24 protein-coding genes and 2 pseudogenes are annotated in these 26720 nt (G+C 64.8%); 13 read left to right on the top strand and 13 right to left on the bottom strand.

Translation table 11 applies throughout. The features are described from left to right. Positions 1-49: 49 nt before the first annotated feature. Entirely contained in the window at positions 50-1309 is a 1260-nt protein-coding gene (locus BJA_RS21775) for a CaiB/BaiF CoA transferase family protein (protein ID WP_011087142.1), read from the bottom strand. A 9-nt stretch (positions 1310-1318) separates the two neighbouring features. Further along, positions 1319-2113, bottom strand: coding sequence for an enoyl-CoA hydratase/isomerase family protein (locus BJA_RS21770; RefSeq protein WP_011087141.1), 795 nt, complete (start codon positions 2111-2113; stop codon positions 1319-1321). Positions 2114-2230: 117 nt separating this feature from the next. On the opposite strand from BJA_RS21770, the gene BJA_RS21765 reads away from it, so the two are divergent. From BJA_RS21765 to BJA_RS21750, 4 genes are all read left to right on the top strand, one after another. After that, positions 2231-2896 (top strand): GntR family transcriptional regulator, encoded by a 666-nt coding sequence (locus BJA_RS21765; RefSeq protein WP_171463762.1) that lies wholly within the window; start codon positions 2231-2233, stop codon positions 2894-2896. 409 nt (positions 2897-3305) lie between these two features. Continuing rightward, complete coding sequence (locus BJA_RS21760) at positions 3306-4277, top strand: MBL fold metallo-hydrolase (protein ID WP_011087139.1); 972 nt, start codon at positions 3306-3308, stop codon at positions 4275-4277. A gap of 265 nt (positions 4278-4542) precedes the next feature. Continuing rightward, on the top strand, positions 4543-5286 hold the full coding sequence (locus BJA_RS21755; protein ID WP_011087138.1) for an SDR family oxidoreductase: 744 nt from the start codon (positions 4543-4545) through the stop codon (positions 5284-5286). A gap of 49 nt (positions 5287-5335) precedes the next feature. Further along, positions 5336-5758 (top strand): cupin domain-containing protein, encoded by a 423-nt coding sequence (locus BJA_RS21750; RefSeq protein WP_011087137.1) that lies wholly within the window; start codon positions 5336-5338, stop codon positions 5756-5758. Positions 5759-5789: 31 nt separating this feature from the next. On the opposite strand, the gene BJA_RS21745 is transcribed toward BJA_RS21750, so the two are convergent. The 5 genes from BJA_RS21745 to BJA_RS21725 all read right to left on the bottom strand — a co-directional run bounded on the left by BJA_RS21745 (position 5790) and on the right by BJA_RS21725 (position 10876). Continuing rightward, a complete protein-coding gene (locus BJA_RS21745) occupies positions 5790-6509 on the bottom strand; it encodes a haloacid dehalogenase type II (RefSeq protein ID WP_011087136.1) in 720 nt (239 codons plus the stop codon). 145 nt (positions 6510-6654) lie between these two features. Then, entirely contained in the window at positions 6655-7656 is a 1002-nt protein-coding gene (gene glpX / locus BJA_RS21740; RefSeq protein ID WP_011087135.1) for a class II fructose-bisphosphatase, read from the bottom strand. A 160-nt stretch (positions 7657-7816) separates the two neighbouring features. Further along, positions 7817-9133 (bottom strand): homoserine dehydrogenase, encoded by a 1317-nt coding sequence (locus tag BJA_RS21735; RefSeq protein WP_011087134.1) that lies wholly within the window; start codon positions 9131-9133, stop codon positions 7817-7819. Between the two features lie 29 nt (positions 9134-9162). Beyond that, entirely contained in the window at positions 9163-10383 is a 1221-nt protein-coding gene (locus BJA_RS21730; RefSeq protein ID WP_028171284.1) for an LL-diaminopimelate aminotransferase, read from the bottom strand. A gap of 217 nt (positions 10384-10600) precedes the next feature. Then, the gene (locus BJA_RS21725) at positions 10601-10876 is read right to left on the bottom strand and encodes a hypothetical protein (RefSeq protein ID WP_028171283.1); all 276 of its coding nucleotides are present in this window, start codon (positions 10874-10876) and stop codon (positions 10601-10603) included. A 260-nt stretch (positions 10877-11136) separates the two neighbouring features. Between BJA_RS21725 and BJA_RS21720 the strand changes: the two genes are divergently transcribed. From BJA_RS21720 to BJA_RS21710, 3 genes are all read left to right on the top strand, one after another. Next, a complete protein-coding gene (locus BJA_RS21720; protein WP_038967114.1) occupies positions 11137-12945 on the top strand; it encodes a PHA/PHB synthase family protein in 1809 nt (602 codons plus the stop codon). A gap of 62 nt (positions 12946-13007) precedes the next feature. Then, positions 13008-13406: an MAPEG family protein gene (locus tag BJA_RS21715; protein ID WP_011087131.1), complete on the top strand. Its 399-nt coding sequence runs from the start codon at positions 13008-13010 to the stop codon at positions 13404-13406. Positions 13407-13485: 79 nt separating this feature from the next. After that, entirely contained in the window at positions 13486-13830 is a 345-nt protein-coding gene (locus BJA_RS21710) for a hypothetical protein (RefSeq protein ID WP_038967113.1), read from the top strand. A 157-nt stretch (positions 13831-13987) separates the two neighbouring features. Here BJA_RS21710 and argC read toward each other — a convergent pair. The 3 genes and pseudogenes from argC to BJA_RS21695 all read right to left on the bottom strand — a co-directional run bounded on the left by argC (position 13988) and on the right by BJA_RS21695 (position 16393). Beyond that, a pseudogene (gene argC, locus BJA_RS21705) lies at positions 13988-14972 on the bottom strand (N-acetyl-gamma-glutamyl-phosphate reductase). After that, a complete protein-coding gene (locus BJA_RS21700) occupies positions 14969-15637 on the bottom strand; it encodes an FMN-binding negative transcriptional regulator (RefSeq protein WP_011087129.1) in 669 nt (222 codons plus the stop codon). The pseudogene argC and the gene BJA_RS21700 overlap by 4 nt, the downstream one beginning before the upstream one ends. A gap of 225 nt (positions 15638-15862) precedes the next feature. After that, positions 15863-16393, bottom strand: a complete 531-nt coding sequence (locus BJA_RS21695) for a DedA family protein (protein ID WP_011087128.1) — start codon at positions 16391-16393, stop codon at positions 15863-15865. A gap of 273 nt (positions 16394-16666) precedes the next feature. Between BJA_RS21695 and parE the strand changes: the two genes are divergently transcribed. The 4 genes from parE to BJA_RS21675 all read left to right on the top strand — a co-directional run bounded on the left by parE (position 16667) and on the right by BJA_RS21675 (position 21214). Next, positions 16667-18712, top strand: coding sequence for a DNA topoisomerase IV subunit B (parE, locus tag BJA_RS21690; RefSeq protein ID WP_011087127.1), 2046 nt, complete (start codon positions 16667-16669; stop codon positions 18710-18712). A 429-nt stretch (positions 18713-19141) separates the two neighbouring features. Further along, positions 19142-19924 carry an outer membrane protein gene (locus tag BJA_RS21685; protein ID WP_038967111.1) on the top strand — a complete coding sequence of 261 codons (783 nt, stop codon included), beginning with the start codon at positions 19142-19144 and terminating at the stop codon, positions 19922-19924. A 312-nt stretch (positions 19925-20236) separates the two neighbouring features. Beyond that, positions 20237-20422: a hypothetical protein gene (locus tag BJA_RS21680; RefSeq protein ID WP_018641722.1), complete on the top strand. Its 186-nt coding sequence runs from the start codon at positions 20237-20239 to the stop codon at positions 20420-20422. A gap of 21 nt (positions 20423-20443) precedes the next feature. Beyond that, a complete protein-coding gene (locus tag BJA_RS21675; protein ID WP_011087125.1) occupies positions 20444-21214 on the top strand; it encodes an SDR family NAD(P)-dependent oxidoreductase in 771 nt (256 codons plus the stop codon). A 96-nt stretch (positions 21215-21310) separates the two neighbouring features. Here the strand turns inward: BJA_RS21675 and BJA_RS43870 are convergent. Further along, positions 21311-22077 (bottom strand): annotated as a pseudogene (locus BJA_RS43870) (outer membrane protein). 179 nt (positions 22078-22256) lie between these two features. Beyond that, positions 22257-23492 (bottom strand): FAD-dependent oxidoreductase, encoded by a 1236-nt coding sequence (locus tag BJA_RS21665; protein ID WP_074076985.1) that lies wholly within the window; start codon positions 23490-23492, stop codon positions 22257-22259. 119 nt (positions 23493-23611) lie between these two features. Between BJA_RS21665 and BJA_RS21660 the strand changes: the two genes are divergently transcribed. Beyond that, positions 23612-23887, top strand: a complete 276-nt coding sequence (locus BJA_RS21660; RefSeq protein WP_028171274.1) for a hypothetical protein — start codon at positions 23612-23614, stop codon at positions 23885-23887. Between the two features lie 28 nt (positions 23888-23915). On the opposite strand, the gene BJA_RS21655 is transcribed toward BJA_RS21660, so the two are convergent. Beyond that, on the bottom strand, positions 23916-25430 hold the full coding sequence (locus BJA_RS21655; RefSeq protein ID WP_038967108.1) for a caspase family protein: 1515 nt from the start codon (positions 25428-25430) through the stop codon (positions 23916-23918). A 206-nt stretch (positions 25431-25636) separates the two neighbouring features. On the opposite strand from BJA_RS21655, the gene BJA_RS21650 reads away from it, so the two are divergent. After that, entirely contained in the window at positions 25637-26632 is a 996-nt protein-coding gene (locus BJA_RS21650) for a helix-turn-helix domain-containing protein (protein ID WP_011087121.1), read from the top strand. The last annotated feature ends 88 nt before the right edge of the window (positions 26633-26720 follow it).

Genomic DNA, 26720 nt, shown 5'->3' with positions numbered 1-26720 from the left:
TTCCTCCAGCTCTTATGTTTGTTCTGTTTTGTTTGTTGTATCGAACCGGTCAGGCGACGCGTTCCTCGCGTCTGTCTGCGGCTGAAACGATTGCGCCTTCTTGCTCGAGCGCTTCGATCTGCTTCTGGTCGAACCCATGTTCGGCCAGCACCTCGCGGGTATGCTCACCGTAGACCGGCGCGCCCGAGAGCACTTTGCCTGGGGTCTCCGAAAACTTGACGGGAAGCCCGATCGTCTTCACCGGACCGAGCGTGGAATGCTCGACCTCGACGACCATCTCGCGCGCCAGCGTCTGCGGATCGCGGAGCGCCTCCAGCATGTCGTGCACGGGGCCGCACGGCACGCCCTTCTCGTCGAGTGCCGCAAGCCAATGCATCCGCGACCGGGTGCGGAAGCGCTCGCTCAGGACGGCCTCAAGCTCCTTCAGATGCGCCATGCGGTCCGCCCCGGTGACGAAGCGCGGATCGGAGGCAAGCTCGCTGGCACCGAGCGCCTCCAGCATCAACAGCCAATGCTTCTTGTTGGCGCCGCCGACCACCAGCCAGCCGTCCGAGGCCTCGAAGGCCTGGTACGGCGCGTTGAGCGGATGCGCCGAGCCCATCGCGCGCGGCGCGGTGCCCGCGGCCAGCGCGATCGTGGACTGCCAGTAGGTCTGCACCAGGGCCGCCTCGTAAAGCGAGGTCTCGACCCACTGCCCTTCGCCAGTCTTGAGGCGATGCGTATAGGCGGCAAGGATACCCATGCTCGCGAGCAGGCCGGCGGTGATGTCGGACAGCGGCGGGCCGCATTTGACGGGCGGACCATCCGGGCGTTCGCCGGTAAAGCTCATGATGCCGCTCATCGCCTGCGCGACGAGGTCAAAACCGCGGCGGTGCTTGTAGGGGCCGGTGCGGCCGAAGCCGGACAGCGAGCAGTAGATCAGCGATGGATACTGCTTGTGCAGGTCTTCATAGCCGAAGCCGAGGCGCTCCATGGCGCCCGGAGCAAAATTCTCGACCAGCACGTCGGCGTCCGCGATCAGCCGCCGCAGCACCTTCTTGCCGCCATCGGTCTTGAGGTCCAGCACGATGCCGCGCTTGTTGCGGTTCATCATCAGGAAGGAGGCCGCCTCATCGCCGATCTTGGGCGGCACCGAATGGCGGGTGTCGTCGCCGTTCGGCCATTTCTCGATCTTGATGACGTCCGCGCCCATGTCGGCGAGCATCAAGGTGCAGGTCGGCCCCGCCATGACATGGGTGAGATCGATGACCTTGAGGCCGGCAAGCGGTCCCGAACGGCGAGAGGTGGATTGCGATCGATCGCTTTGCATCGGCCCGTCCTATTGGCCGCGCCATTGCGGCGCGCGCTTGTTGAGGAAAGCATCGAGCCCTTCGCGAAAATCCTGGCTCGTGTAGCACATCAGGATGAGGTCTTCCCCCTCGTCCCGGGTCAGCCGCCTTTGCAGGCGCGCCACCGCCTGCTTGGTCGCGGTCAGCGTCAGCGGCGCGTGGCTGGCCAGCAGGCGAGCGACCTCGTCGGCACGCCTGTCCAGGGCCGCGATATCCTCGACGACCTCGCCGAGCAGCCCGACGCTGGCGGCTTCAGCGGCGTCAATGAGGCGCGCGGTGAAGATCAGATCCTTGACGCGCGCAGCGCCGATGAGCGCGGTGAGACGGCCGACATTGGACATCGACAGGCAGTTGCCGAGCGTCCGGGCGATCGGAAATCCGATTTTGGCGCTGTTCGTGCCGATGCGCAGGTCGCAGGCCGCGGCGATGCCCGCCCCGCCGCCGGTGCAGAACCCGTTAATCGCGGCGATGGTCGGGACCCGGCACTGCTCGAGCGTGGTGAGCACGCGGTCGATGCGGTTCTCGTAGTCGATCGCGTCCTGCGGCGTCTTGAACTCGCGGAACTGGTTGATGTCGGTGCCGGAGGCGAAGGCCTTGTCGCCGGCCCCGCGCAGCACCAGCACCTTGAGCGTATGATCGCGGTCGGCCTCTTCGCAGATCGCCGCGAGCCGTTCGTACATGGCGAAGGTGAAGGCATTGCGCGCCTGCGGACGGTTGAAGGTGATCCGCCCGATGCCGTCCTGACGTTCAAAAACGAGGTCGTCCGCCTCCGCAGCGTGGTCCATTTCCTCATGCCCTCTTGTTTTTTACATTTTTGAATGCAGAATCTGCGATTAGCAAGCTGGAACTTGCATATTTGGACTGATTACTGCATTTTTGCATTCAAATTGGAGCCGCCTGCCATGCTTCATGAGGAGGTCGTCGGCCGCATCCGCGCCATCCTGCTCGACGGTGAAATCCCGCCGGGCGCGCGGATTCCCGAGCGCGAGCTGTGCGACCGGCTCCAGATCTCGCGCACGCCGCTGCGGGAAGCGCTCAAGGTGCTGGCCGCCGAAGGTCTCGTGCAGCTCCTGCCCCATCGCGGCTCACGCGCGGCGAAGCTGACCGACAAGGACATGCGCGACCTGTTCGAGGTCTGCCAGGGCCTCGAGGCGCTTGCCGGCGAGCTCGCCTGCGAGCGGATCAGCGACGCCGAGATCGACGCGATCGCCGCCGCGCACACGGACATGGTTCGGCATTATCGCGAGGGCGACCTGATCCAGTACTATCGCGGCAACCGCGCCATCCACGAAGCCATCGTCGCCGCGGCCGGAAATCCCGCACTGACCGGGCTCTACGCCTCCGTGACGGCGCGCATCCGCCGCGCGCGCTACGTCACGCCGATGACGCCGCAGCGCTGGGCGTTCGCGGTGAAGGAGCACGAGGCGATCCTGAACGCGCTGCAGCGGCGCGATGGTGCCGGCCTCTCGCACATCCTGCGTGCGCATCTCCGCCACAAGCGCGAAGAGGTCTTGCAGGCCGGCTTTGCCGAGACGGAAGCAAGCGACCTCGCGCTGAGGATCGCGTGAGATCACGCCCGGCCTATTCCCTGCGCTTTCGGCGCTGCCCATGGCTAGGCCGGGGAGTAGCCGAGTGAAGCCCGATGGCGAACACGGCCTATGCGGACGCGTGCCGTCGTGACGCGAAAAGATTCTTGCAGTCCTGCCGCGTCGGGCGGTCAGGAGACACAATCGCGACACAATCATTGATTGCATTGCGGCACCGCGTGGCTGGATCGTGCTGACGAAGCAACGTCGGCAACCGGTGTCTTTTGTCGCGCGCCGGAATTGCATCGCGCACTTTGACAAGCCGCGCTAACCCGCAAATCAATTCCACTTGCTAGCTTGTCTGAACCGGCGCAGCATTCCACCGCTGGCCTCAGGCCGAACACAACGCGCGAGACAATCGCGCAGCTCAAAAGAAGAATGGAGGAAACGAATGACACTCGATGTCTCACGTCGATCCCTGCTCGCACTCGGCGCCGGCCTTGGCGCCAGCGCAATGCTCGGCAGCAGTGCGATGGCACGCGCTCCCAAGCTCGGCACCCAGACTCCCTATTGGCACCGCTTCATTCTCGGCGACGCCGAAGTGACCGTCGTCTCCGACGGACCGCTGCCGCTCGGCGATCCCTCCGGCACCTTCACCGGCGTTTCCAAGGAAGAGGTGAAGAAGATGCTCGCCGACAATTTCCTGTCGCCGGACAATGTCGTGCTCGAGCAGAACTCGCCGATCGTGAACACCGGCGACAAGCTCATCCTGTTCGACACCGGCATGGGCAGCTCCAAGATGTTCGGCCCCACCACCGGCCGGCAGCAGAAGAGCATGATGGAGGCCGGTATCAAGCCGGAGGACATCGATGCCGTGGTCTGCTCGCACGCGCATATCGATCACATCGGCGGCATCGTGGATGCCAACAACAAGCCGCTGTTTCCGAACGCGCAGATCTACATCTCCCAGACCGATTTCGATTTCTGGACCGATGAAGGCAAGATGGGGAGCCCGGCAAAGGACTTCGTCGTGCACGCCCGCAAGAACCTGCTGCCGGTCCGCGACCGCATCGTGTTCTTCAGGGACGGCCAGGAATTCCTGCCCGGCGTGCAGGCCATCTCCGCGCCCGGCCACACCGTCGGCCACACCATCTTCATGGTCAGCTCGGCCGGCAAGTCCTTCGCCTTCCTCGGCGACCTCTCGCACCATTCCGTGCTGCTGCTGGAGCGGCCGCGGATGGAATTCTCCTACGACACCGACCCGAAGCAGGCAGCCGAGTCGCGCGTCAAGCTGCTCACCATGCTCGCGGCCAACAAGACGCCCGTGATGTCCTATCACTTCGCCTGGCCCGGCTACGGCCACGTCGCCAAGGCGGGTGACGGGTTCCACTACTATCCCGAACCGATGCAGATGACGTTGTAGCCGGTGATACCAAGCCCGGGTCGCGCATGTGCGGCCCGGGCCGTTCGCTTGATCTGACCGACAGAGGGGAATGATCCCTGACCGGTTCCTGTCGCGTCGCAACGACACTTCTGGAGCATTTTTCGGCAAGGCAGGCCCGTTCCAGGCAAGAGCTCGCCTCACTGCTCGGATAAGAGTCCCCTCGCATCACTTTCGTCGACGAGAGCTCGTGACGCCCCTTTGGCCTGACGCCGCTCACGCTCGCAAAATGCTCAGGAGACATGCCATGAAGATCGTCGTGATCGGCGGCAGCGGATTGATCGGATCCAAGCTCGTGTCGAGACTCAAGCAGCAAGGCCACGAGGTCATAGCGGCCTCTCCAAAAACAGGCGTGAACGCCGTGACCGGGGAAGGCCTCGCTGCCGCGCTGGCAGGCGCGGATGTCGTGGTCGACGTCGCCAACGCGCCGTCCTGGGAGCCGGCCGCCGTGCTGGAATTCTTCCAGCGTTCGAGCCAGAACCTCGCCGCGACCGAGGCCGCAGCAGCCGTCAAGCATCATGTCGCGCTGTCGATCGTGGGAACCGATCGCTCGCCCGACATCGCCTATTTTCGTGCCAAGCTCGCGCAGGAGACCATCGTCAAGGCATCTCCGGTCCCCTACTCGATCGTTCGCGCCACGCAGTTTTTTGAATTCCTCGGGGCCATCGGCGAAGCAGGAGCGATTGACGGCAAGATCGTCGTGCCATCGGCGTCGTTTCAGCCGATCGCATCCGACGACGTGGTTGCTTCCCTCGCGGAGGTCGCGACGGGACGGCCGCTCAACGGCACGATCGATATCGCGGGACCGGAAAAAGCTCCCTTCAACGAGTTCGTCGCGCGCCGCCTGAAAGCATCGGGCGACAGCCGCCCGGTGGTGGGAGACGCCAAGGCAGGATATTACGGTGCCCCCATCGAGGACACCTCGCTGGTCCCGCTCGGCGAGGCGCGGCTCGGGAAAACGTCGCTCGCAAAATGGCTCGCGACGGCTTGAGGATCTGCGATCCCAAGGTCGCTGCAACCACGGCAATGAAGGAAATCCCATGCGCAGATTGCTGATCGCAACGGCGGCTTACGCCGCATTCGTCCTGGCGGCCCAGGCAGCCGAGACGCAGCCGGCTGCGAAGTCGGCCAAGGTGACTGTCGTGTTTGACCAGGTCCTACCGAATGCTCCCGGCAAGAGCATGAAGGGCGTGCTGGTCGAGTATGGTCCCGGAGGCTCCTCACCGGCCCACACCCACGCACGCTCCGCGTTCATCTATGCCACGGTGCTGGAAGGGGCGATACGCAGCCAGGTCAATGACGAGCCCGCCAAGGTCTTTCACAAGGGAGAGAACTTCTCCGAGAAGCCCGGCGATCGCCATGCCGTCAGCACCAACGCCAGCGATACCGAGCCGGCGAAGCTGCTGGCCGTCTTCGTGGTGGACACCGCCGATACCGAGTTGACAACGCCGATCGCGAAGTAGCGCGCGGGCCAAGGCGCTTCGGCGCAAGATGTCAGCAGCCGAGCCTGTCGGCGATCCCGCCGAAATCCTTGGCGACGATGTCCCAGTTGCCGGTGGCTTCGAAGTCGACCTTCTGCAACGGCCCGTACTCCGTCGGCCGCGCCACGAACGCGGTCTTCAGGCCGTTGTTCTGCGCGGCGGCGAGATCGCCGTTGTGGGCGGCGACCATCATCACCTCGCCCGGCTTGAGGCCGAGCAGGCGCGCGGCGCCGAGATAAGTCTCGGGATCGGGCTTGTAGTGCTCGAACACCTCCGCGGACATGACGAGGTCCCACGGCAGGCCGGCGAACTTCGCCATGTTGGTGAGCAGCGCGACGTTGCCGTTCGACAGCGGCGAGATGACGAATTTCGACTTCAGCCGCGTCAGGCCGGCGACGCTGTCGGGCCAGGGATGCAGGCGATGCCAGCCCTTGGTGAGGTAGTCGAGATCAGCTTCGGTGAGGTCCTTGATCGAGAATTGCGCGACCAGCTTTTCCAGCGAGCGGCGGTGCAGATCGTCGAGCATGACATAGCCGCGCTCGGGATGTCTGCGCACGTCGTCCATCGAGGCCATGTACATGCCGCGCCAGCCGTCCACCAGGGCGGTCCAGTCGGCGCTGATGCCGCGCTGCCTGCTCCACCACATGAAGTCGGTGATCAGGCTGGTGCGCCAGTCGACGACGGTGCCGAACACGTCGAAGACCAGGGCTTTGACGGCGGAGAGATCGGACATGGGCGCTTCCTCTTTTTGCTTTTGTCTTTGTCATTCCGGGGCGCGCGGAGCGCGAACCCGGAATCCAGAGGTTGTCGGCGCGAGATTCCGGGTTCTCCGGGCCGCGCTTCGCGCGGTCCCGTTCGCCCCGGAATGACGGCCAACGTCAGTCCAGGTGGAACTTCGCCAGCTCGCGGTGCTCGGCCTTGATGTAGCGCACGGTGCCGGTGACGGAGCGCATCACCACCGTCTCGGTCTCGATCACGCCGTCCTTGCGGAACTTGACGCCCGACAGCAGCGAGCCCGTGGTGACGCCGGTGGCGGCGAACAGGCAGTCGCCGCGCGCCATGTCCTCGATGCCGTAGATCATCTTGGGATCGTTGACGCCCATCTTGGCGGCGCGCTCGCGCTTCTCGTCGGAATCGAGGATGAGGCGGCACTGCATCTGGCCGCCGATGCAGCGCAGCGCCACGGCCGCGAGCACGCCTTCCGGCGCACCGCCGGTGCCGAGATACATATCAACGCCGGTGTTGTCGGGATCGGCGCAATGGATCACGCCGGCGACGTCGCCGTCGGTGATGAGGCGCACCGCCGCGCCGGTCGAGCGCACGCTCTCGATGATGCTGGCATGGCGCGGGCGGTCGAGCACGAGAACGGTGATGCCGTCCGGTTGGACACCCTTGGCCTTGGCGAGGCGGCGGACGTTGTCAGCCGGGCTCGCATCGAGATCGACGACACCCTTGTCGTAGCCCGGTCCGATCGCAAGCTTCTGCATGTAGACGTCGGGAGCGTGCAGCAGCGTGCCGCCGTCGGCCATCGCCATGGTGGCGATCGAGCCCGGCATGTTCTTGGCGCACAGCGTGGTGCCCTCGAGCGGGTCGACCGCGATGTCGACCTGCGGGCCGGCATTCATGCCAACCTTCTCGCCGATGAACAGCATCGGCGCCTCGTCGCGCTCGCCCTCGCCGATCACGATGGTGCCCTCGATCGGCAGCTTGTTGAGCTCGCGCCGCATCGCGTCCACGGCGGCCTGGTCGGCCGCCTTCTCGTTGCCGTGGCCGCGCAGCCGCGCCGAAGACACCGCCGCCCGCTCGGTCACCCGCACGATCTCCAGCGTGAGGATGCGCTCGAGCAAAGCGTGCGGCGGGACTGAAATATGGGTCGACATCGGCTAACTCCTTCGAAACGGTTCTGGACGGAAATCTCCGCCCGCATCAACTCGTAACACCCACAGTTCGTTCGAACCGTGTCATTGCTTGAGCCTGCTCTTTCCGGAAAACCGCTTCACACTTTTGCGCGGGCGCGGCCCTCCGGGTCTGGAGCATGCTCTAGTTCTTCTCGATCCGGATCACCTGCGGCCGTCCGCTGATCACCTTGTCGCGCTGCACGGCGGCGAGCGCGCGGCGCACCGCGTCCTCGTGCGTCGCATAGGTGATCAGGATGACGGGCACGGGGACCGCCTTGCCGTTCGCCGACGCAGTGCCGCCATTCGGATGACGCTGCACGATCGACTCGATCGAAATCTTCTGTTCTGCCAGCCGGGTCGCGATTGCCGCCGCAGTGCCCGGGAAATCGCGCGCCAAAAGGCGGATGTAGTAGCCGCCCTCGTGGCGCTCCATCGGCGCCTTTTTGGTGTCGCGCAAATGCGAGATCGGCCGGCCGAACGGATTGGCGCGGATGCCGCGCGCGACGTCGGCGATGTCGGCGACAACGGCCGATGCGGTCGCGGCACCGCCTGCACCGGGGCCGACCAGCGTGATCGGCGGAATGCCCTCGCCATCGATCGTGACCGCATTGGTGACACCCATCACCTGCGCGATCGAGGAGGATTTGGGAACCATGGTCGGGTGCACGCGCTGCTCGATGCCCTTGGCGGTGCGAACGGCAACGCCGAGCAGCTTGACGCGGTAGCCGAGATCGGCGGCCGCGCGAAGATCTTCCGGCGCGATGGAGGAGATACCTTCGACATACACCGCGCTTTGAGCAACTTTCGTGCCGAAAGCGAGGCTGGCGAGAATGGCGAGTTTTTGCGCGGTGTCGTGGCCGTCAACGTCGAAGGACGGATTGGCCTCGGCATAGCCCAGCCGCTGCGCGTCCTTGAGGCATTCGGCAAACGACAGCCCCTCCTGCTCCATCCGCGTCAGGATGTAATTGCAGGTGCCGTTGAGGATACCGTAGACGCGGTTGATGCCGGTTCCCGCCAGGCCCTCGCGTAGCGTTTTGATGACGGGAATCGCGGCGCCGACCGCTGCCTCGAAATTCAGCGCGCCGCCGTGCTTTTCGGCGGCCTTGGCGAGCTTGAGGCCGTGCTTGGCCAGCAGCGCCTTGTTGGCGGTGACGACGGACTTGCCGGCATTGAGCGCAGCCTCGACCGCGGAGAGCGCGGGATCGCCGGCGCCGCCCATCAGCTCGACGAAGCAATCGACCTCCGGATGGGTGGCGAGCGCCATCGGATCCTTCACCCATTCGACGCCGCGCAGGTCGACAGCGCGCTTCTTGGCCTTCGAGCGCGCGGTCACGGCTACCACGCGAATACCGCGGCCGCTGCGGCCCGCGAGCACGCGTCCCTGCGTTTCAATCAAACGGACAACTTCGGCACCCACGGTGCCGAGCCCCGCTATGCCCACTTTCAGGGGTGCGACCATGATGCTTATCGAAAACCTGTCGAAGAGAATTAGCGCCGATTGGCGAGCGGAACGACGTTGTGCAACGTTTCGATGCCGCTTTCAAGGAAGCGGCGCACGCCGCGCGCGGCTTGCCTGATCCGTTGCTCGTTTTCCACCATGGCGATGCGGACATATCCTTCACCATGCTCGCCGAAGCCGACGCCGGGCGACACCGCGACGCCGGATTTCTCCACCATCAGGGTCGCGAACTGCATGCTGCCGACGCTGCGGAACGCTTCCGGCAGCGGCACCCAGGCGAACATCGAGGCCTCCGGCGGCGGAATCTCCCAGCCGGCGCGGCCGAACGACTCCACCAGCGCATCGCGGCGCTTGCGGTAGGTGTCGCGCATCTCCTTGATGCAATCGTCGGGGCCGTTCAGCGCCGCGGTCGCGGCGACCTGAACCGGCGTGAAGGCGCCGTAATCGAGATAGGATTTGACGCGGGCGAGCGCCGCGATCACGCGCTCATTGCCGACCGCAAAGCCCATGCGCCAGCCGGCCATCGAATAGGTCTTCGACATCGAGGTGAACTCGACGGTAACGTCCATCGCGCCCGGCACCTGGAGCACCGAGGGCGGCGGGTTGTTCTCGTCGAAATAGACCTCGGCATAGGCGAGATCGGACAGGATCAGGATCTCGTGCTTCTTCGCGAAGGCCACAAGGTCCTTGTAGAAGTCGAGGCTCGCGACATAGGCGGTCGGGTTCGAGGGATAGCAGACGACGAGCGCCAGGGGCTTGGGGATCGAATGCACGATCGCCCGTTCCACCGCCTCGAAGAACTGCGGCGTCGGCTCGGAGGGTACCGAGCGGATCACGCCGCCCGCCATCAGGAAGCCGAAGGCGTGAATCGGGTAGCTCGGGTTGGGGCACAGGATGACGTCGCCCGGCGCGGTGATCGCCTGCGCCACGTTGGCGAAGCCCTCCTTCGAGCCCAGCGTCGCCACCACCTGGGTGTCGGGATTGAGCTTCACGCCGAAGCGGCGGGCATAGTAGCCGGCCTGGGCCCGGCGCAGGCCGGGGATGCCTCGGGAGGCCGAGTAGCGGTCGGTGCGCGGCTTGCCGAGCGTCTCCTTGAGCTTCTCCAGCACGTGCGGCGGAGCCGGCAGGTCCGGATTGCCCATGCCGAGGTCGATGATGTCGGCGCCGGCGTTCCGCGCGGCCGCCTTGGCCCGGTTGACCTGCTCGAACACGTAAGGCGGAAGGCGGCGGATGCGGTAAAACTCTTCCATGGCTCTCTGGGCTCCGGGCACCCGGTCAGGACAGAATCGACAGGCTAGAACGGCCGTTCGGAGACGCGCTCGCCCCCTTCGCAAAAATTGCTCAAAATCAAACGTTTAGAGCAACTTCCGACGACGGGGGGCTGAAGTCGTTCGCCCTGACTCTCGGCTGAACTGAGGTCTTTTTAGCACGCCAAGGCGGTCGCGCCAGCGATTACCTTGCACCGCCTCATTTGGCATCCTTGGCGGCGACCGCCTGGCGGTCGCGCGCGGCGGCAAGCTCGGCCTCGATCTTGGCGCGCTGGTCCGGCGGGATGACCGCCTGATCGCGCTCTGGCGGCAGATCATGCACCGGCAAATAGGTGCCGGGCTCCCTGGAATGCGCCTGCGCATCCGCAGGCGTCATATCCGCGAGCTGACTCGAGCAGCCGCCCAGCGCGAACGCCACGCTCAGCAGCGCGCCGCAGATCAGCAGCGACTTTTGCAGGTCCCTCAACGCCAACACTTGGGAAAATCCCCTACTCGTCCCAAAGCACGGCCCCGGGCAACCTTACCCAAGACCACGCCCAAGCCCAAGCTCAAACCATTGCTGCCCAAATGGTCCGAGCGAGAAAACACCCCGGCACTACCAAACCGAGCGGTGCGGCTCGATTGTGACGGAACCAAGAAAATTTGTCGCAGTGCAACACATCTTCGAGAGTGTTTAACGTCAAACATGCGAGCTTCGCGGTGACGAATACGGAATGAATCGTTACTGTTCTGCTCATGAGCATGGCCACGACCGACACGCCCAAACCCGACACGAAGTTCGATGCGGAAGCCTTCGCGATGAATGTCGCGCGGGCGATGGAGAGCGGCGGCAAGGCGCTGGCCGCCTTCCTCAAGCCGCGCGAGAGCGGCGAGGTGCAGGACCGTCCGCCGGCCGAGCTTGCCGAAGTCATCAAGGCCTTCACATCGGTCGCCGAATACTGGCTGTCGGACACCTCGCGCTCGTCCGATCTCCAGACCAAGCTCGCCAAGGACTATCTCGACCTCTGGGGCGCGGCGGCGCGCCGCATGGCCGGCCAGGACGCCCCGCCCGCGATTGCGCCCTCGCCGCGCGACAAGCGTTTCGCCGATCCGGAATGGAAGTCGAACCAGTTCTTCGATTTCGTGATGCAGCTCTATCTGCTCACGACCAAATGGGCGCAGGAGCTGGTGCGTGACGCCGAGGGGCTCGACCCGCAGACCCGCCGCAAGGCCGAGTTCTACGTCCAGCAGGTCACCAACGCGCTGTCGCCCTCGAACTTCGTGCTGACCAATCCGGAAGTGCTGCGCGAGACGGTGGCGAGCAGCGGCGAGAATCTAGCGCGCGGCCTGAAGATGCTGGCCGAGGACATCGCGGCCGGCAAGGGCATGCTGAAGATCCGCCAGTCCAACCCGGACAATCTCGTCGTCGGCGTCAACATGGCGACGACGCCGGGCAAGGTGATCTACCAGAACGAGATGATGCAGCTCATCCAGTATTCTCCGACCACGGAGAACGTGCTGCGCACCCCGCTCCTGATCGTGCCGCCCTGGATCAACAAGTTCTACATTCTCGATCTCAAGCCGGAGAAATCCTACATCAAGTGGTGCGTCGACCAGGGCATCACCGTGTTCGTGATCTCATGGGTCAATCCCGACAGGCGGCTCGGCAACAAGAGCTGGGAAGACTACATGAAGGAAGGCCCGCTCACGGCGATGGACGTGATCGAGAAGGTCACCGGCGAGATGAAGGTGCACACCGCCGGCTATTGCGTCGGCGGCACGATGCTCGCGACCACTCTGGCCTGGCTCGCCGAGAAGCGCCGCCAGCGCGTGAGCTCGGCGACGTTCTTCGCGGCACAGGTGGACTTCACCCATGCCGGCGATCTCCTCGTGTTCGTCGACGAGGATCAGATCGCATCGCTCGAGCACGACATGAAGACCGCCGGCGTGCTCGAAGGCTCGAAGATGGCGATGGCCTTCAACATGCTGCGCTCCAACGATTTGATCTGGTCCTATGTCGTCAGCAACTATTTGAAGGGCCAGCAGCCGAGCGCGTTCGACCTGTTGCACTGGAATTCGGATGCGACGCGCATGACCGCGTCGAACCATTCCTATTACCTGCGCAATTGCTATCTGGAGAACCGGCTGTCCACTGGCACGATGGTGCTCGACAACACGCTGCTCGATCTCTCCAAGGTCAAGGTGCCCGTCTACAACCTCGCCACCCGCGAGGACCACATCGCGCCGGCCGAGTCGGTGCTGTACGGCTCGCAATTCTTCGGCGGCCCGGTGAAATACGTGCTGTCCGGCTCGGGCCATATCGCCGGCGTCGTCAACCCGCCCGCCTCGAACAAGTACCAGTACTGGACCAACGACAACATCAAGGACGTCAACGTCGCCGAGTGGATGAAGGGCGCGGTCGAGCACAAGGGCTCGTGGTGGCCGGACTGGCGGCAATGGCTCGGCGAGCTCGACCCCGAGGAAGTCCCGGCGCGCGCAGTCGGCAGCGAGGCGCTCCCCCCGATCGAGGATGCACCCGGCAGCTATGTCAGGGTTCGCGCATAGCGGAATCTCCTGCGCTTGTATAAGCTCACCTTCAGCACAGTGATGAATGAGGGGACCGGGTTATGACGCGTGAATTGTTCTGGCTGACACTGACGGTGATTTTCACTGGCATCCTGTGGGTCCCCTACATCCTCGACCGCTGCCAGGTTCGCGGGCTGTCGGGCGCCATGGCAAACCCCTCCCGCAGCGACAAGCCGCAATCGCCCTGGGCGACGCGACTCATGTTCGCGCATGACAACGCCGTGGAAAATCTCGTGATCTTCGCACCGCTGGTGCTGATCCTGAACGCGATCGACTATTCGTCGAAATGGACCGTTCTCGCTTGCGCGGTCTATTTCTGGTCGCGCGTCGCACATCTGATCGTCTACGCGATGGGAATCCCGGTGTTCCGCACCCTGGCCTTCACCGTCGGCTTCCTCGCGCAGGCCGTGCTGGCGCTGGCGATCTTCAAGGTGCTTTGAGCATCCGAAAAGCAGGCGCAGGCCCCTGCGATCTGCGATATTGTCACGCGGGCTGAGGCAGCCGAAGCGAGGATTCCGGATGCGGACCCTTCTTTCAGCCATCGCGATGATCGCGCTCGCCGGATTTGGCGGCGAGGTGCAGGCGCAATGCTCCGAACTGATGCGCCTGCGCAGCGAAGCCATCGAAGCCACCAAGCCGATGAACCGTGGATTGATGCCGGACCGCTGTAACGCTTACATCCGCGCATCGCTCGCCTGGAGTTCCCTGCACGCCTACGCGCAAGACCATCAGGAGGCGTGCGACATCTCCAGCCGCTCGCTCGGTGAAATCGAAAAGTCTCACCACGACGCGGTGGTGGCGCGTGACAATGTCTGTGCCGGCCGTCCCGTTCGGCCGTTTCCGGCGGACGTGATTTTGCGCTGAATTTTGGCACGGCACGAAGAGCCCCGGCAGCCGCGTATCTTGCCACCGAGCATTCCCGGCGTCATGGCGAGGCGCGAAGCAATCCAGACTGTCGCCGCGGAAAGATTCTGGATTGCTTCGCTTCGCTCGCGGCGACGGTGGAGAGAGAGCCTTGCCGCTACGCCTCCGGCAGGCCCAGCATCAGCCGCATGTTCTGCACGGCCGCGCCCGAGGCACCCTTGCCGAGATTGTCGAGCCGGGCGACCAGCACGGCCTGGTGATATTTGTCGCTGGCGAAGACGTAGAGCTCGAGCATGTTGGTCTCGTTCAGCGCCTCCGGCTCGAGCCGGCCGCCCTTTGTCGCCTCGCTCTGGAGCGGCATCACCGAGACGTATTTCGAGCCGGCGTAGCGTTTCGCCAGCGCGGCCTGGAGATCGGCACCGCTGGGCTTGCCCGGCAGCATGTCGAGCTGGAGCGGCACCGAGACCAGCATGCCCTGCCGGTAGTTGCCGACCGAGGGAATGAAGATCGGCCGCCGCGTCAGGTTCGAATAGAGCTGCATCTCCGGCAGATGCTTGTGCTCGAAGCCGAGGCCGTAGAGCTCGAAGGACGGCGCGCTGCCGTCTTCGAAGCTCGCGATCATCGACTTGCCGCCGCCGGAATAGCCGCTCACCGCGTTCACCGTGACGGGATAGTCTGATGGCAACAGCCCGGCATCGACGATCGGCCGCAAGAGCGCGATCGCGCCGGTCGGATAGCAGCCGGGATTGGAGACCTTCTTCGCGGCCTTGATCTTGGCGGGCTGATCCGGCGTCAGTTCCGGAAAGCCGTAGGCCCAGTCGGGCGCAACCCCGGTAGGCGGTCGAGGCGTCCAGCACCTTCGGGCCCGACGGCCCCATGCTGTCGATGAGCGCAACCGTCTCCTTGGCGGCCTCGTCGGGCAGGCAGAGGATGACGAGATCGACCTCCTCCATCAGCGCCTTCTTCACCGCGGGATCCTTGCGCTTGTCGTCGGCGATCGTCTTCACCGCGACGTCGCTCTGGAGCTTCAGCCGCTCGTTGATGCCGAGCCCGGTGGTGCCGGAGCCGCCGTCGACGAAGACGGTGGCGGGCTTCTTGGCCGCGCCGGTGGTCGGGGCTTTGCTGGTTTCCGTGAGGCTCATGGCACGCTCCTTTCGAGCTTGTTGGTTTCGGCCGCGAAGGCTTCCGGCCTCACGTCCTGCATCAGTTGCGCGATCTCCCTGGCGTCGGCGGCGGGTTGCGCACCGAGCGCGTTGGCGATCGCCGTATAGTCGGCGTCCGATTTGTGCTGGTTGAGCTTGAAGCTGCCTTCGACCTCTTCAACCGTCATGACCAGGCCCACGATCCCCTTCTTCATTGCCTCGAGCCGGCCCGCCGTCATCTTGCCCGACGTCCACGGCTTCTTCGGCAAGAGCCAGCTCTCGAACTTGTCGCTGAGCGTATCGATCTGCACCAACAGCTCGTCATCCGACAGCAGCCGCACCGATCCGGTCAGATGCACCGACTGGTAGAGCCATGTCGGCACCTGGTCCGGCGAGACGTACCAGTCCGGCGATACATAGGCATCGGGGCCGTTGACCACGAGCAGCCAGGAGGTCGCGCCGTCCGCAAGCTTTAGCAGCGGATTGTGACGGGCGACATGAAAGGCGGCCTGCGGCGTGCCGTCGGCGGCATAGGTCAGGTAGAACGGCAGCGGCGAGGCGACCGGCTTGTGGCCGTCGAAGGCGCACATCGTGCCGAAGCCGCGCTCCTCAGCGAATTTCAGGCTCGCGGCGCGGTCCTGCTTGAAAAAAGGTGGGGTGTACATCGTGGTCTCCTGCTGGGCCTCCTTGGGGGGCCGCCGGATCAGATCGCGCTGACAGGAGAAAGAATGCCGCGGATCGGGTCCAGCGGCAAAGACGATGATCTCAAACGCGATCGACCGCCCAAACCGCTAAAGAGCGGCGGCGGCGACGGGCGAACAGGATGGTCGCGGCGTTGATCATGGCGCGGGGCTATAGGGCCAGATCCGGTTCCCGTCAAGGTTCAGGCGTCAGATCACGCGCCAGATCCATTCCATGATCTTCGCGATCACGTCGCCGAACAGCAGCAGCGCCGCCGACCAGACCAGCGCCGAGACGAAATTGGCGGCCTGGAAGCTCCAATAGGGCATCTCGAAAATGCCGGCAGCAAGCGGCACGGACGCGCGCAAGGGGCCGAAGAACCGGCCGATGAAGATGCTGGGCACGCCCCAGCTCCGCACGAAGGCCTCACCCCTGGGCAGAAGTTCCGGATAGCGCGAGAGCGGCCACATCTGCGCGACATGCTCCTTGTAGCGATAGCCGAACCAGTAGGAGACCCAGTCGCCGAGCGCCGCGCCGAGGCCGCCGGCAATCCACACCGGATAGAAGCTGATGCCGCTGACCCCGATCAGCGCGCCGATCGCCACCAGTGCGCCCCAGGCCGGAATGAGCAGCGAGATGAAGGCGAGCGACTCCCCGAACGCCAGCAGGAACACGATCGGAGCCGCCCAAGCCTCGTGAGCACGCACGAAGTCGGCCAGTGCGTGCGCAAACTGCTCCATGCCAGAATAGCCTTCCCGCCCCGTCTCAAGGTCCTGCTCAGTGAAAAAGACTGGTAAGCCAGGGACTTGTGTGACATCAAGTCACAAAACCCGGCTGAGCGTCGACCTCACCGTCAAATTGCCGGGAACGGAGCGGCCCGCGGCGTAAAATCGCCGGGATTAGCTCCCAACCCCAGCCCCCGCCGGCCCTGCGGTGACCTTTCCAGGCCAGCCGTGTCATAGTCGCCCGAACCGATTCGCCGCCCGCGCGGCCCTCAAAACACATCAAAATTCATGTCCAAGCAGTTGAAACCAAAAGCAAAAGACGACTTTTTCGGCGGCAACGAGCCGAAGCCCCGCGCCGCCGCCAAGGCGTCGCCACGCGCGGGCGGCGCGGAAGCCGACTACACCGCGGCCGACATCGAGGTGCTCGAAGGCCTGGAACCGGTGCGGCGCCGACCCGGCATGTATATCGGCGGAACCGACGAGAAGGCGCTGCATCACCTGTTCGCCGAAGTCATCGACAACTCGATGGACGAGGCGCTCGCCGGGCACGCGACCTTCATCGGCGTCGAGCTCAGCGCGGACGGCTTTCTCACCGTCACCGACAACGGCCGCGGCATCCCGATCGATCCGCATCCGAAGTTTCCGAAGAAGTCGGCGCTCGAAGTCATCATGTGCACACTGCATTCGGGCGGCAAGTTCGACAGCAAGGTCTACGAGACCTCGGGCGGCCTGCACGGCGTCGGCATCTCCGTCGTGAACGCCCTCTCCTCCCTTCTCGAGGTCGAGGTCGCGCGCAGCCAGAAACTCTACCGCATGACGTTCGAGCGCGGGCACCCCAAGGGCAAGCTCGAGGATCTCGGCAAGATCAACAACCGCCGCGGCACGCGCGTGCGCTTCAAGCCCGATACCGACATCTTCGGCGCCAAGGCCGCGTTCAAGCCGCAGCGCCTGTTCAAGATGACGCGTTCAAAGGCCTATCTGTTCGGCGGCGTCGAGATCCGCTGGAACTGCGCGCCCGAACTGCTCAAGGGCATCGACGACGTGCCGGCGGAAGCGACTTTCCACTTCCCCGGCGGCCTGAAGGATTATCTCGCCGCCGCGATCCACGCCGACACGCTGGTGCATCCCGACATCTTCTCCGGCAAGTCGGGCCGCAACGGCGCGCATGGCGCCTGCGAATGGGCGGTCGCCTGGACCGCGGATGCCGACGGCTTCCTCTCGTCCTACACCAACACGGTGCCGACGCCCGATGGCGGTACGCATGAATCCGGCCTGCGCAGCGCGCTGCTGCGCGGCCTGAAGGATCACGCCGAACGCGTCGGCCAGGGCAAGCGCGCCTCCTCCATCACGTCGGAAGACGTGATGGTGGGTGCGGCGGTGATGCTCTCGGTGTTCGTGCGCGAGCCTGAATTCCAGGGCCAGACCAAGGATCGGCTCGCTACCGCCGAAGCGCAACGCATCGTCGAGCAGGCAATGAAGGATCCGTTCGACCATTGGCTGTCGGGCAATCCGAACCAGGCCAACAAGCTGCTCGACTTCGTGATCGACCGCGCCGAGGAGCGCCTGCGCCGCCGCCAGGAGAAAGAGACCGCGCGGAAAACCGCGGGCAAGAAGCTGCGCCTGCCCGGCAAGCTCGCCGACTGCAGCGACGCCGGCACCGAAGGCTCCGAGCTGTTCATCGTCGAGGGCGACTCGGCCGGCGGCAGCGCCAAGCAGGCACGCGACCGCAAGACCCAGGCCGTGCTGCCGCTGCGCGGCAAGATCCTCAACGTCGCTTCTGCCGGCAAGGACAAGCTGACGGCGAACGCCCAGCTTTCCGACCTCGTGCAGGCGATCGGCTGCGGCACGCTCGCGCAATATCGCGAAGAGGATCTGCGCTATCAGCGCATCATCATCATGACCGACGCCGACGTCGACGGCGCCCATATCGCCTCGCTGCTGATCACCTTCTTCTACCGGCAGATGCCGCGGCTGATCGACGAGGGCCACCTCTTCCTCGCGGTGCCGCCGCTCTACAAGCTCACCCACGGCTCGAAGTCGGTCTACGCCCGCGATGACGCGCACAAGGAGGCGCTGATCAAGAGCGAGTTCAACGCCAACGCCAAGGTCGAGGTGAACCGCTTCAAAGGCCTCGGCGAAATGATGCCGGCGCAGCTCAAGGAGACCACCATGGATCCGGCCAAGCGGACCATGCTGAAGGTGGTCCTGCTGGCCGACGACCGCGACACGACCGCGGATTCGGTCGAGCGTCTGATGGGCACCAAGGCCGAGGCGCGATTTGCCTTCATCTCGGACAAGGCCGAATTCGCGAACGAGGATCTGCTCGACGTCTGACCTCGCGCGGTCCCGTCGAAAAGCCCCGGCTCAAGTCCGGGGCTTTTTCATTTGTGGAGACGATACCGCCCTCGTCCCGGCACTTCATGCCGGATGCCGCCGCTCCACGCCGCGCACCGGCCCGCGACTCGGCCAGCGACTCACCGGCACCAAGGCCGAGGCAGGACTACCTCCGCTTCGGACAAGGCTGAGTTTGCTAACGAAATCTTACCCGGGCCGGGAATTCGAAAATCCACATAACGCACTGAAATTACATCTCTTTTTGTAAGTCTAACGTCATCCTCCCCAGGGCCGGCCGGCGGGCGTTTTCCGGCGACTGTGCCTGCCACGCAACAGCATTTCGGCGGAAAGCGTCTATAGTCCGGGCATCAGATGACACGAACTTCAGTGCGCTCGCGCCTGCTACAGACCAAGGTTGGGGATTTTATCATGAAGAAGATTTTGCTGGCTCTGACCGCGGTTGCGGCGATGACCGGTTCGGCCTCGGCGGCTGATCTCGCGGCGCGTCCCTACGTGAAGGCTCCGATGGCGGCTCCGGTTGCCAACTGGACCGGCTTCTACATCTTCGGCGGTGGCGGCGGTGGCCTGTCGAACGCTGACCAGAGCGTGGTTGATACTGTCACGGGCACCCCGCTGACGATCACCCAACGCCAGGGTGGCTCGGGCTGGTTCGGCACCGTCGGTCTCGGCTACGACTGGCAGTTCAGCGGCACTTGGGTCGCCGGTGTGTTCGCCGACGGTCAGTTCGGCAGCATCCGCGCCACCATTCAGGATCCGATCTTCGGCATCACCGGCAACCAGAAGCTGGAAGACTCCTGGGCCGCGGGCGTTCGCCTCGGCTGGCTGGTCGCCCCGAACGTTCTCTCCTACGTCAATGGCGGTTACTCAGGCGCTCACTTCGGCCAGACCAACTTCACGGACCTCGCGGGCGTGCCCGTCGGCGCTCATCTCGCCAGCTACAACCGCAACGGCTGGTTCATCGGTGGCGGCGTCGAGAACAGCCTGAATATCTTCGGCATCACCTCGCCCGGCTGGTTCATGAAGACCGAATATCGCTCGGCCTTCTACAATGCCAAGACCCAGACCGAGCTGCTCGACGCCGGCAACGTTCCGCTGGTCAACAGCATCCGCGCCAACAGCTGGAACCAGACGGTTTCGACCTCGCTGGTCTACCGCTTCAACTGGACCGGCCCGGTCGTCGCCAAGTACTGATCCGAACGCAAGTTCAGACGTCAAAGCCCCGGCATCGTCCGGGGCTTTTTCGTTGCGGGAATGCCGGCGGCGGACGATCGCATTCAGCGCCTTGTAGGCGCAGGCGAGCTGACTTCGATCGCCGCCCGGTCCGTATCGCCCTACCCCGAGCAGTGCGAATCGCCGTGGCTCCCGCTCACGCCGGGCGCTTGTGCGAGCCCCGCTCGTTGTATCCGAACCGCAGCTACGGTTACTGTGTGCCCAAGTTTTCGTGGCCGCGGCAGTCGTTCAGGCCGTGGGCTGCGACAGAACCAGGCCAACGGGGAGGAATGCATGCGCAGATTTCTGCTTGTAGCAGGCCTGTTTGCGACCGCCGTCGGGCTGCTCTGGATCGGACAGGGCACGGGCACCGTTCCCTGGCCACGATCGAGCTTCATGGTCAACCAGTTGCAATGGGCCGGCTATGGCGCTGCCATGGCCGGGTTCGGGCTGGTCCTGATCTGGCAAAGCAACCAATAGAAGAAACCAGGAAGTGAAAGCATGACATCCAGCCGGTTCGATCTCCGCGGCAAGGTCGCGATCGTCACGGGAGGCAATGGCGGCATCGGGCTCGGCCTCGCGCACGGGCTCGCCGATGCCGGCGCCGATATCGCCGTGGTCGGGCGCAACGAAACCAAGTCGGCCGCGGCCGTTGCCGATCTCAGACAGCGCGGTGTTAAGGCGATCGCCGTCACCACCGACGTGACCGACCAGGCGGCGGTCGCAGCCATGATCGACCGCGTCGTCAAGGAGTTCGGCCGCATCGACATCCTCATCAACAACGCCGGCATGAGCATCCGCAAGCCGCCGCACGAGCTCGAGCTCGACGAGTGGAACAAGGTGATCGACACCAACCTCACCAGCGCCTTCGTGTGCTCGAAGCTGGCCTATCCGGCGCTGAAGGCGTCCGGCAACGGCAAGGTGATCAACATCGGCTCGATGATGTCGATCTTCGGCGCCAGCTTTGCGACGGCCTATGCGGCGAGCAAGGGCGGCATCGTGCAGTACACGCGCGCCTGCGCCAATGCCTGGGCGCCCGACAACATCCAGGTCAACGCCATCCTGCCGGGCTGGATCGACACCGACCTCACCCGCGGCGCGCGGCAGCAGGTGTCGGGCCTGCACGAGCGCGTGCTGGCGCGCACGCCTGCGGGGCGCTGGGGCGAGATCGACGACTTCGCCGGCATCGCGGTGTTCCTCGCCTCGCCCGCCTCGAACTTCGTCACGGGCACCGCGATCCCCGTCGACGGCGGATTCTCGGTCATGGCCTGAGGCGCAGGCTCGCTGCACGCAAAAAGAAGCCCCGGCGATGCCGGGGCTTTGAATTTGTCAGTGATCGTCTTTTTCTGCTGCTTGGTCGTTGGTTGCTCAGTAGCGCGCGATGACCGGCGCGTCGAACTTGTAGCTCGCGCGCACGACGGCCCACTGAAGGTCGCGCGGCTTGGCGTCGAAGGTGTAGTTGGTCGTGGTGCCGCCGAGCTGATAGGTCTGGCTGCCGAAGGCCGCGTAATTGTATTCGAGGCCGACGATCCAGTTGCGGGTGACGCCGTATTCCCAGCCGGCGCCGACGGTCCAGCCGTTGGCCCAGTGGGTCTGACCGCCCGAGCCCGTCGCCGGGCCAACCGTATCGCTGACCGACAGGCGGTTGTTCACGCCCGCATAGCCGCCCTTGATGTAGAACAGGTTGTTCTGCACGGCGAAACCAGCGCGGCCGACGACGGTCGCAAGCACATTGGCGCGCCAGGAGAACACGTCGTCACCGGCACCGAACGCAGTATTCAGGAACGACCCCTTGTTATCGAGGCCGGAGATCGTGCCTTCCATGCCGAACACGTAGTTGTTCGCCTGCCAGTTGTAGCCGATCTGCGCGCCGCCGAGGACGCCCGAGTTGCGCTGACGATAGCCCTGTCCCGGAACCAGATCGCCGAAGCCGCCGCTGTTGCCGTTGTTGATGAACTGCTCGTTGGTCCAGGCGCCACCGATGTGGCCGCCACATAGAAACCGGTCCAGTTGAACAGCGGCTCGACATAGGCGGGCGCCTTCGTGTAGCGCGCACCGAGATCGGCGGCGGACGCGGCGCCGGTCGAAACCAGCGCGGTCGTGCAGGCGAAGGCGGCAATCAATTTGTTACGCATGGTACACCCCGTGTCCTTTGATGGGCGCACGCTCACATGCAGGTCTTACTCAAATTTGAATCAACAAAGTTAAGACGCCGGATTGGCAGGTTGCGGTGCTTGAATCCGTCTGCGCTGTTGCACGCCCGCAACGCGCCGCGCGCGATTTAACGCGAAATTATCCCTACCCGATTACAGCGCTACGATGCCGGCGCGGCCTTGGACTGAACGTGCTCGGGCCGCACGCCGAGCGCGATCAGGCGCGCCGGGATGCCCTGGAGCCATGGCAGCGCGGTGATCAGGCGCACGATCAGCGGCACCTTCAACGGCCGGTCGCCGCCCTGCAGGGCGCCGCTGATGATGTTGTTCTGCACGATCACCTGCATGGCTTGCGTCATCTTCACCGGGAACTCGCGCCGGCGGCGCACGGCGTCGAGCTCATCCTCGGACGGGCAGCCGTGCTGAAGCTTGTCCGCGAGCAGGTTGGCGGTCGCGACCGCATCCTGCACGGCGAGATTGACGCCGACGCCGCCGACCGGCGACATCGCATGCGCGGCGTCGCCGATGAGAAGCAGGCCCGGCCGCGTCCAGCGCGCCAGGCGGTTGATCGCAACGGTGAGCAGCTTGATGTCGTCGAAGCTCTTCACGTCGGCAATGCCGCTTCGGAGGATCGGCGCCATGCGCACGACGTCGTCGAGCAGCGCCTGCAATCCCCTCGCCTTCACCGCATCGTGCTGCCCCTTGGCGATGACGTAGGCGCATTGCCAATAGTCGCCGCGGTCGAAGGTGATCATCATCTTGCCGGGCTCGACGCGCGCGAACACACTTTCCGTCTCGTCCGCCTTGCGGCCGGCGCGAAACCACAGCACGTCCATCGGTGCGCCGATTTCCACGACCTCGAGACCGGCGCGCTCGCGCACCGTCGAATGCCGGCCGTCGCAGGCGATGGTGAGATCCGCCTCGATGTCGATCGGTCCCTCCGGCGTCTTTGCCCGCACGCCGGCGAACGTCTCACCGCGGCGGATCAGGTCGACGGCTTCCGTGTTCATCATCACCCTGAGCGAGGCGAAGCGCTTGCCGGCCTCGCGCAGGAAGTTCAGGAAGTCCCATTGCGGCATGAAGGCGATGAACGGGTACTTCGTGTTCAGCCGGCTCAGATCGGCGATGCGCACCGGCGTACCGCCGAACAGGCCGTCCATCTTCTGCAAGCGCTGGTGCGGCAGCTTCAGGAAACCGTCGATCAGGCCGAGCTCATCCATCACCTGGAGCGTCGATGGATGCACGGTGTCGCCGCGAAAGTCGCGAAAGAAATCCGCATGCTTCTCCAGCACCACGACGTCGATGCCCGCGCGCCCCAGGAGATAGCCGAGCATCATGCCGGCGGGTCCGCCGCCGACGATGCAACACCGGACTTTTACGGAGGAACTCGGGTTCAAGGCCGCCCCTCATTTACGACTTAAGTTTTCTGTGCGGTGCAGCAAGCAAGTTTAATTTGCCGCAGCTGTGAATGCCCGTTAGCGTTGCAACGAATTTCGATTTCTTTCAGGAAATTGCGGTGCGGACTATCCTCATACTGCTCGGCGTCTGGATCCTGATCAACGTGCTTTTCGTCGTGATCATGATCCCGCCGCGGAAGTCGCATCGGCGGCAGACCGGCACGCTTGCGCCGGTGCCCATCGACCAGAACGGCTATCCGTTCGAGGAGCCGGAGAAGCTCCTGCTTCGCCATGTCATCATTTCGATCGCGATGGGCGCGCTCTTCTCGCTGGCTCCGCCCTTGATCGAAGCCGTCGAGTCCATCAAGCGCCGCATCAGGAAGCGCCGCGCGTAGCGGCGGCGGACGCCGCCTGCGCGACACCTCAGTTGTTGCTGCGGTTCGCCGCGCGAAAACTCTTGATCTCCGATACGCTGCCGTCGCGATAGGTCAGCTCCACCGAGACGAACTGCGTGGCCGGAGCGAGCTTCATGTAGAGCGGCATGCCGGCGGTGATCGCGCTGGGGTCGCGCATGTCACACCCCGGCATCTTCAGCACCTGATTGGGTACCGCGGTGTCGATGCCGATGCGCACCTCGCGGATGGCACAGCGGTAGGACACGAGGTGCGTGTAGTAGACGAGCAGCCCGTTGAACTCGCGGAATGACAGCCAGCTCGTCGCGGTCATGTCGAGGATCTTGCGCTGGTCGCGGATCAGCGCGGCCTCGGGATCGAACCTGATCGGGAACGGGCCCTGCATGTCGCCCGACTGATCGACATAGCGGACCTCGATGGTGCCGGCCTGTGCATCCGGCGGCAATTCGATCGACGGGTTCGGCATCCGCTTGCGCGTGCGCGGATCGAGCGTGTCGATGAATCCGGTCTCGCGGAAATCGCCATTGCCGGCCATGCGCCAGGAAATGCCGAGCGTCGGATCGGCGAAGGAGAACACCACGCTCCAGCCGCCATTGTGGCGCGAGAAGCTCGCGATCGGCGCGTTGGTGGTTTCCTCCTTCGGCACGCGCGGCACCGACACCGGCGGCAGTGCCGCAAGCTTCTGCGGCGGTGGATCGGCCGGGCGCGCAGCCGCGTCTTTCGCGGCGCCGCTCAAGAAGACGTCGTCGACCATCTGGTCGAAATAGACCGGCACCTGCCTGTGCTTGACGGTATCGGCCATCTCGCTGACGAGACGGCGGGTGCGCTGCGCCACCTGCACGAGGTTCTCGCCGGGTTGCAGCAGCTCCTTGGCGAAGGTGCGCGTGAACACCGAATTGGGATCGGCGTCGTCGTTGGAGAGGCGATCGAGCGCGGTCTGGCGGGGACCGGCCGAGAACACGGAGAACACGCCTTCGGGCAGCTGCATCATCGGCGCGAGCCCGCCGCCGCCGGCGACCGCGCGGGTCCCTTTGCGCTCGAACGGATTGTTGCGGCAAGCGTCGAACACCAGGATCGAGGTCCGCGCCTTCTTGTTTTGAAGGCGCTCGACGATGCGGTCCGCCAGGATGGAGGCGTCGCGCACCAGCTCTTCCTGCCCTTCCGTCGCCGCCGGCACGTCGGTCGGCAGCAGGTAGTTCTGGCCCGCGATCTCGAAACCGTGGCCGGCATAGAAGAAGAACGCGGTGTCGCCGGGCTCGATCGCCCGGTCGAACGCAAGCAGCGTCTCGGAGAATTGCTGCCGGCTCTGGTTCTCAGCCACCATCACCGAGAAGCCGAGCTGCTTCAGCGTGTCGCCCATGGTGCGGGCGTCGTTGACCGCCTTGAGCAGTTTCGGGACATTCCTGTAGTCGTTGTTGCCGACGACGAGCGCGACGCGCTTCTCGGCGCAGGCGGGAAGCGCGAAGCCGCCAAGGCTCGCCGCGAGGCCAAGGGTCACCAGAATTCTGAAAAGCCGACGCGTCATCGAAAAATTCCCGTTGCAGGACGGCTTACCGCCGGCGCCCCTCGTACAGTCCATTGGCGACCTTCGGCCGTTGTTGTCATAGTCGGTCCAGCCATAGCGGCGGTTCAACCGGCACAGCCACCGGTTCCATCGTCTGGGCCTATGGCAAGAACAGCTGGAATCTGGTTTCTCTTAGGCGCAATTCCGTTCGCGGACGAGGGGCTATCGTGTATCGCTGGTGCACTGACGAGGTCGAGCCGCAGGAGCGCTTCGACTATTGGCGCGAGGTGCGCGCCAAGGGCCTGTTCGGCGTCACCGCCGAGCTCGAGCGCGAACGGCGCGCGGACTTCTTCGGCGAATTCTCACTGCGCCAGCTCGGCGCTGGCGGTCTCGTCGAGCTGAAGGCCTCGCCCTACACGGTCGAGCGCAGCACCTCCGACATCGCCTACACACCCGGCGACAGCATCTGCGTCTACCAGCAGCTCGGCAGCGGCGGCTGGTTCGGCGGCATGCGCGGATCCGACTTCGCGATCGCCAATGGCAGCTTCGCCACCAGCCATACCGACCTGCCCTATCGCACCGCGCCACTCGACGCCGGGGGCTTCCACCTGCGCATCCTGAAGATCCCGGTGAGCCGCATCCCGGCGCAGGACAGGCGCATCCGCGAACTCACGCCGAAGACCTTCAATGACCATGCGCTGGCGCCCCTGCTCGCGGCCTGCTTTGCCGATCTCGGCGAGGTCGCCGCTGGCGATGACGGTGCTGGCGATGACGGTGCTGCCGATGCGACCTCCCTGGTCCAGACCTCCTTGGTTCAGGCCCTGGCCCACCTCGCGCTGATCGAGCGCGGCATCGTGCGCCCTGGCAGCCGGCTCGGGCAGGCTGCGCTGCGGACCGCCCGTCTTTCGCAGGCGCGGCGTCTGATCGCGCGCCAGCTGCAAAACCCGGATCTGGCGCCGGCGATGGTGGCCGACCTGCTCGGCGTTTCCGTGCGTCACCTGCACATGCTGTTCGAAGCCGCGGAGAAGAGCTTCTCGCAGACCGTGACCGACGAGCGCCTGAAGAGAAGCCGCCGCCTGCTGCGCGAGGCGCCGGAGCGGCTGATCGCCGACATCGCGACCTCCTGCGGCTTCGAGAGCTTGGCGACCTATTACCGGGTCTTCAACGCCGCCTATGGCATGGCCCCCGGCGACTTCCGGGCTCGGGTCCCAGAAGGGCATTAGGCGCTGCCTCCGCCCGGCCAATGGCCGAGGCGAAAAACCCCAGCCGGGCCCGCTATTTGGGTAAAACCTCAGGGTTTTTAGGGCCTTC

This window comes from Bradyrhizobium diazoefficiens USDA 110, from assembly GCF_000011365.1.
GTDB classification, from domain to species: domain Bacteria; phylum Pseudomonadota; class Alphaproteobacteria; order Rhizobiales; family Xanthobacteraceae; genus Bradyrhizobium; species Bradyrhizobium diazoefficiens.
This window is presented reverse-complemented; position numbering and strand designations above follow the sequence as displayed.

Excerpts from the sequence above, each read along its gene's own strand:
- BJA_RS21775 (WP_011087142.1), bottom strand. The coding sequence starts at position 1,309 with ATGCAAAGCGATCGATCGCAATCCACCTCTCGCCGTTCGGGACCGCTT.
- BJA_RS21770 (WP_011087141.1), bottom strand. The coding sequence starts at position 2,113 with ATGGACCACGCTGCGGAGGCGGACGACCTCGTTTTTGAACGTCAGGAC.
- BJA_RS21765 (WP_171463762.1), top strand. The coding sequence starts at position 2,231 with ATGCTTCATGAGGAGGTCGTCGGCCGCATCCGCGCCATCCTGCTCGAC.
- BJA_RS21760 (WP_011087139.1), top strand. The coding sequence starts at position 3,306 with ATGACACTCGATGTCTCACGTCGATCCCTGCTCGCACTCGGCGCCGGC.
- BJA_RS21755 (WP_011087138.1), top strand. The coding sequence starts at position 4,543 with ATGAAGATCGTCGTGATCGGCGGCAGCGGATTGATCGGATCCAAGCTC.
- BJA_RS21750 (WP_011087137.1), top strand. The coding sequence starts at position 5,336 with ATGCGCAGATTGCTGATCGCAACGGCGGCTTACGCCGCATTCGTCCTG.
- BJA_RS21745 (WP_011087136.1), bottom strand. The coding sequence starts at position 6,509 with ATGTCCGATCTCTCCGCCGTCAAAGCCCTGGTCTTCGACGTGTTCGGC.
- glpX (WP_011087135.1), bottom strand. The coding sequence starts at position 7,656 with ATGTCGACCCATATTTCAGTCCCGCCGCACGCTTTGCTCGAGCGCATC.
- BJA_RS21735 (WP_011087134.1), bottom strand. The coding sequence starts at position 9,133 with ATGGTCGCACCCCTGAAAGTGGGCATAGCGGGGCTCGGCACCGTGGGT.
- BJA_RS21730 (WP_028171284.1), bottom strand. The coding sequence starts at position 10,383 with ATGGAAGAGTTTTACCGCATCCGCCGCCTTCCGCCTTACGTGTTCGAG.
- BJA_RS21720 (WP_038967114.1), top strand. The coding sequence starts at position 11,137 with ATGAGCATGGCCACGACCGACACGCCCAAACCCGACACGAAGTTCGAT.
- BJA_RS21715 (WP_011087131.1), top strand. The coding sequence starts at position 13,008 with ATGACGCGTGAATTGTTCTGGCTGACACTGACGGTGATTTTCACTGGC.
- BJA_RS21710 (WP_038967113.1), top strand. The coding sequence starts at position 13,486 with ATGCGGACCCTTCTTTCAGCCATCGCGATGATCGCGCTCGCCGGATTT.
- BJA_RS21700 (WP_011087129.1), bottom strand. The coding sequence starts at position 15,637 with ATGTACACCCCACCTTTTTTCAAGCAGGACCGCGCCGCGAGCCTGAAA.
- BJA_RS21695 (WP_011087128.1), bottom strand. The coding sequence starts at position 16,393 with ATGGAGCAGTTTGCGCACGCACTGGCCGACTTCGTGCGTGCTCACGAG.
- parE (WP_011087127.1), top strand. The coding sequence starts at position 16,667 with ATGTCCAAGCAGTTGAAACCAAAAGCAAAAGACGACTTTTTCGGCGGC.
- BJA_RS21685 (WP_038967111.1), top strand. The coding sequence starts at position 19,142 with ATGAAGAAGATTTTGCTGGCTCTGACCGCGGTTGCGGCGATGACCGGT.
- BJA_RS21680 (WP_018641722.1), top strand. The coding sequence starts at position 20,237 with ATGCGCAGATTTCTGCTTGTAGCAGGCCTGTTTGCGACCGCCGTCGGG.
- BJA_RS21675 (WP_011087125.1), top strand. The coding sequence starts at position 20,444 with ATGACATCCAGCCGGTTCGATCTCCGCGGCAAGGTCGCGATCGTCACG.
- BJA_RS21655 (WP_038967108.1), bottom strand. The coding sequence starts at position 25,430 with ATGACGCGTCGGCTTTTCAGAATTCTGGTGACCCTTGGCCTCGCGGCG.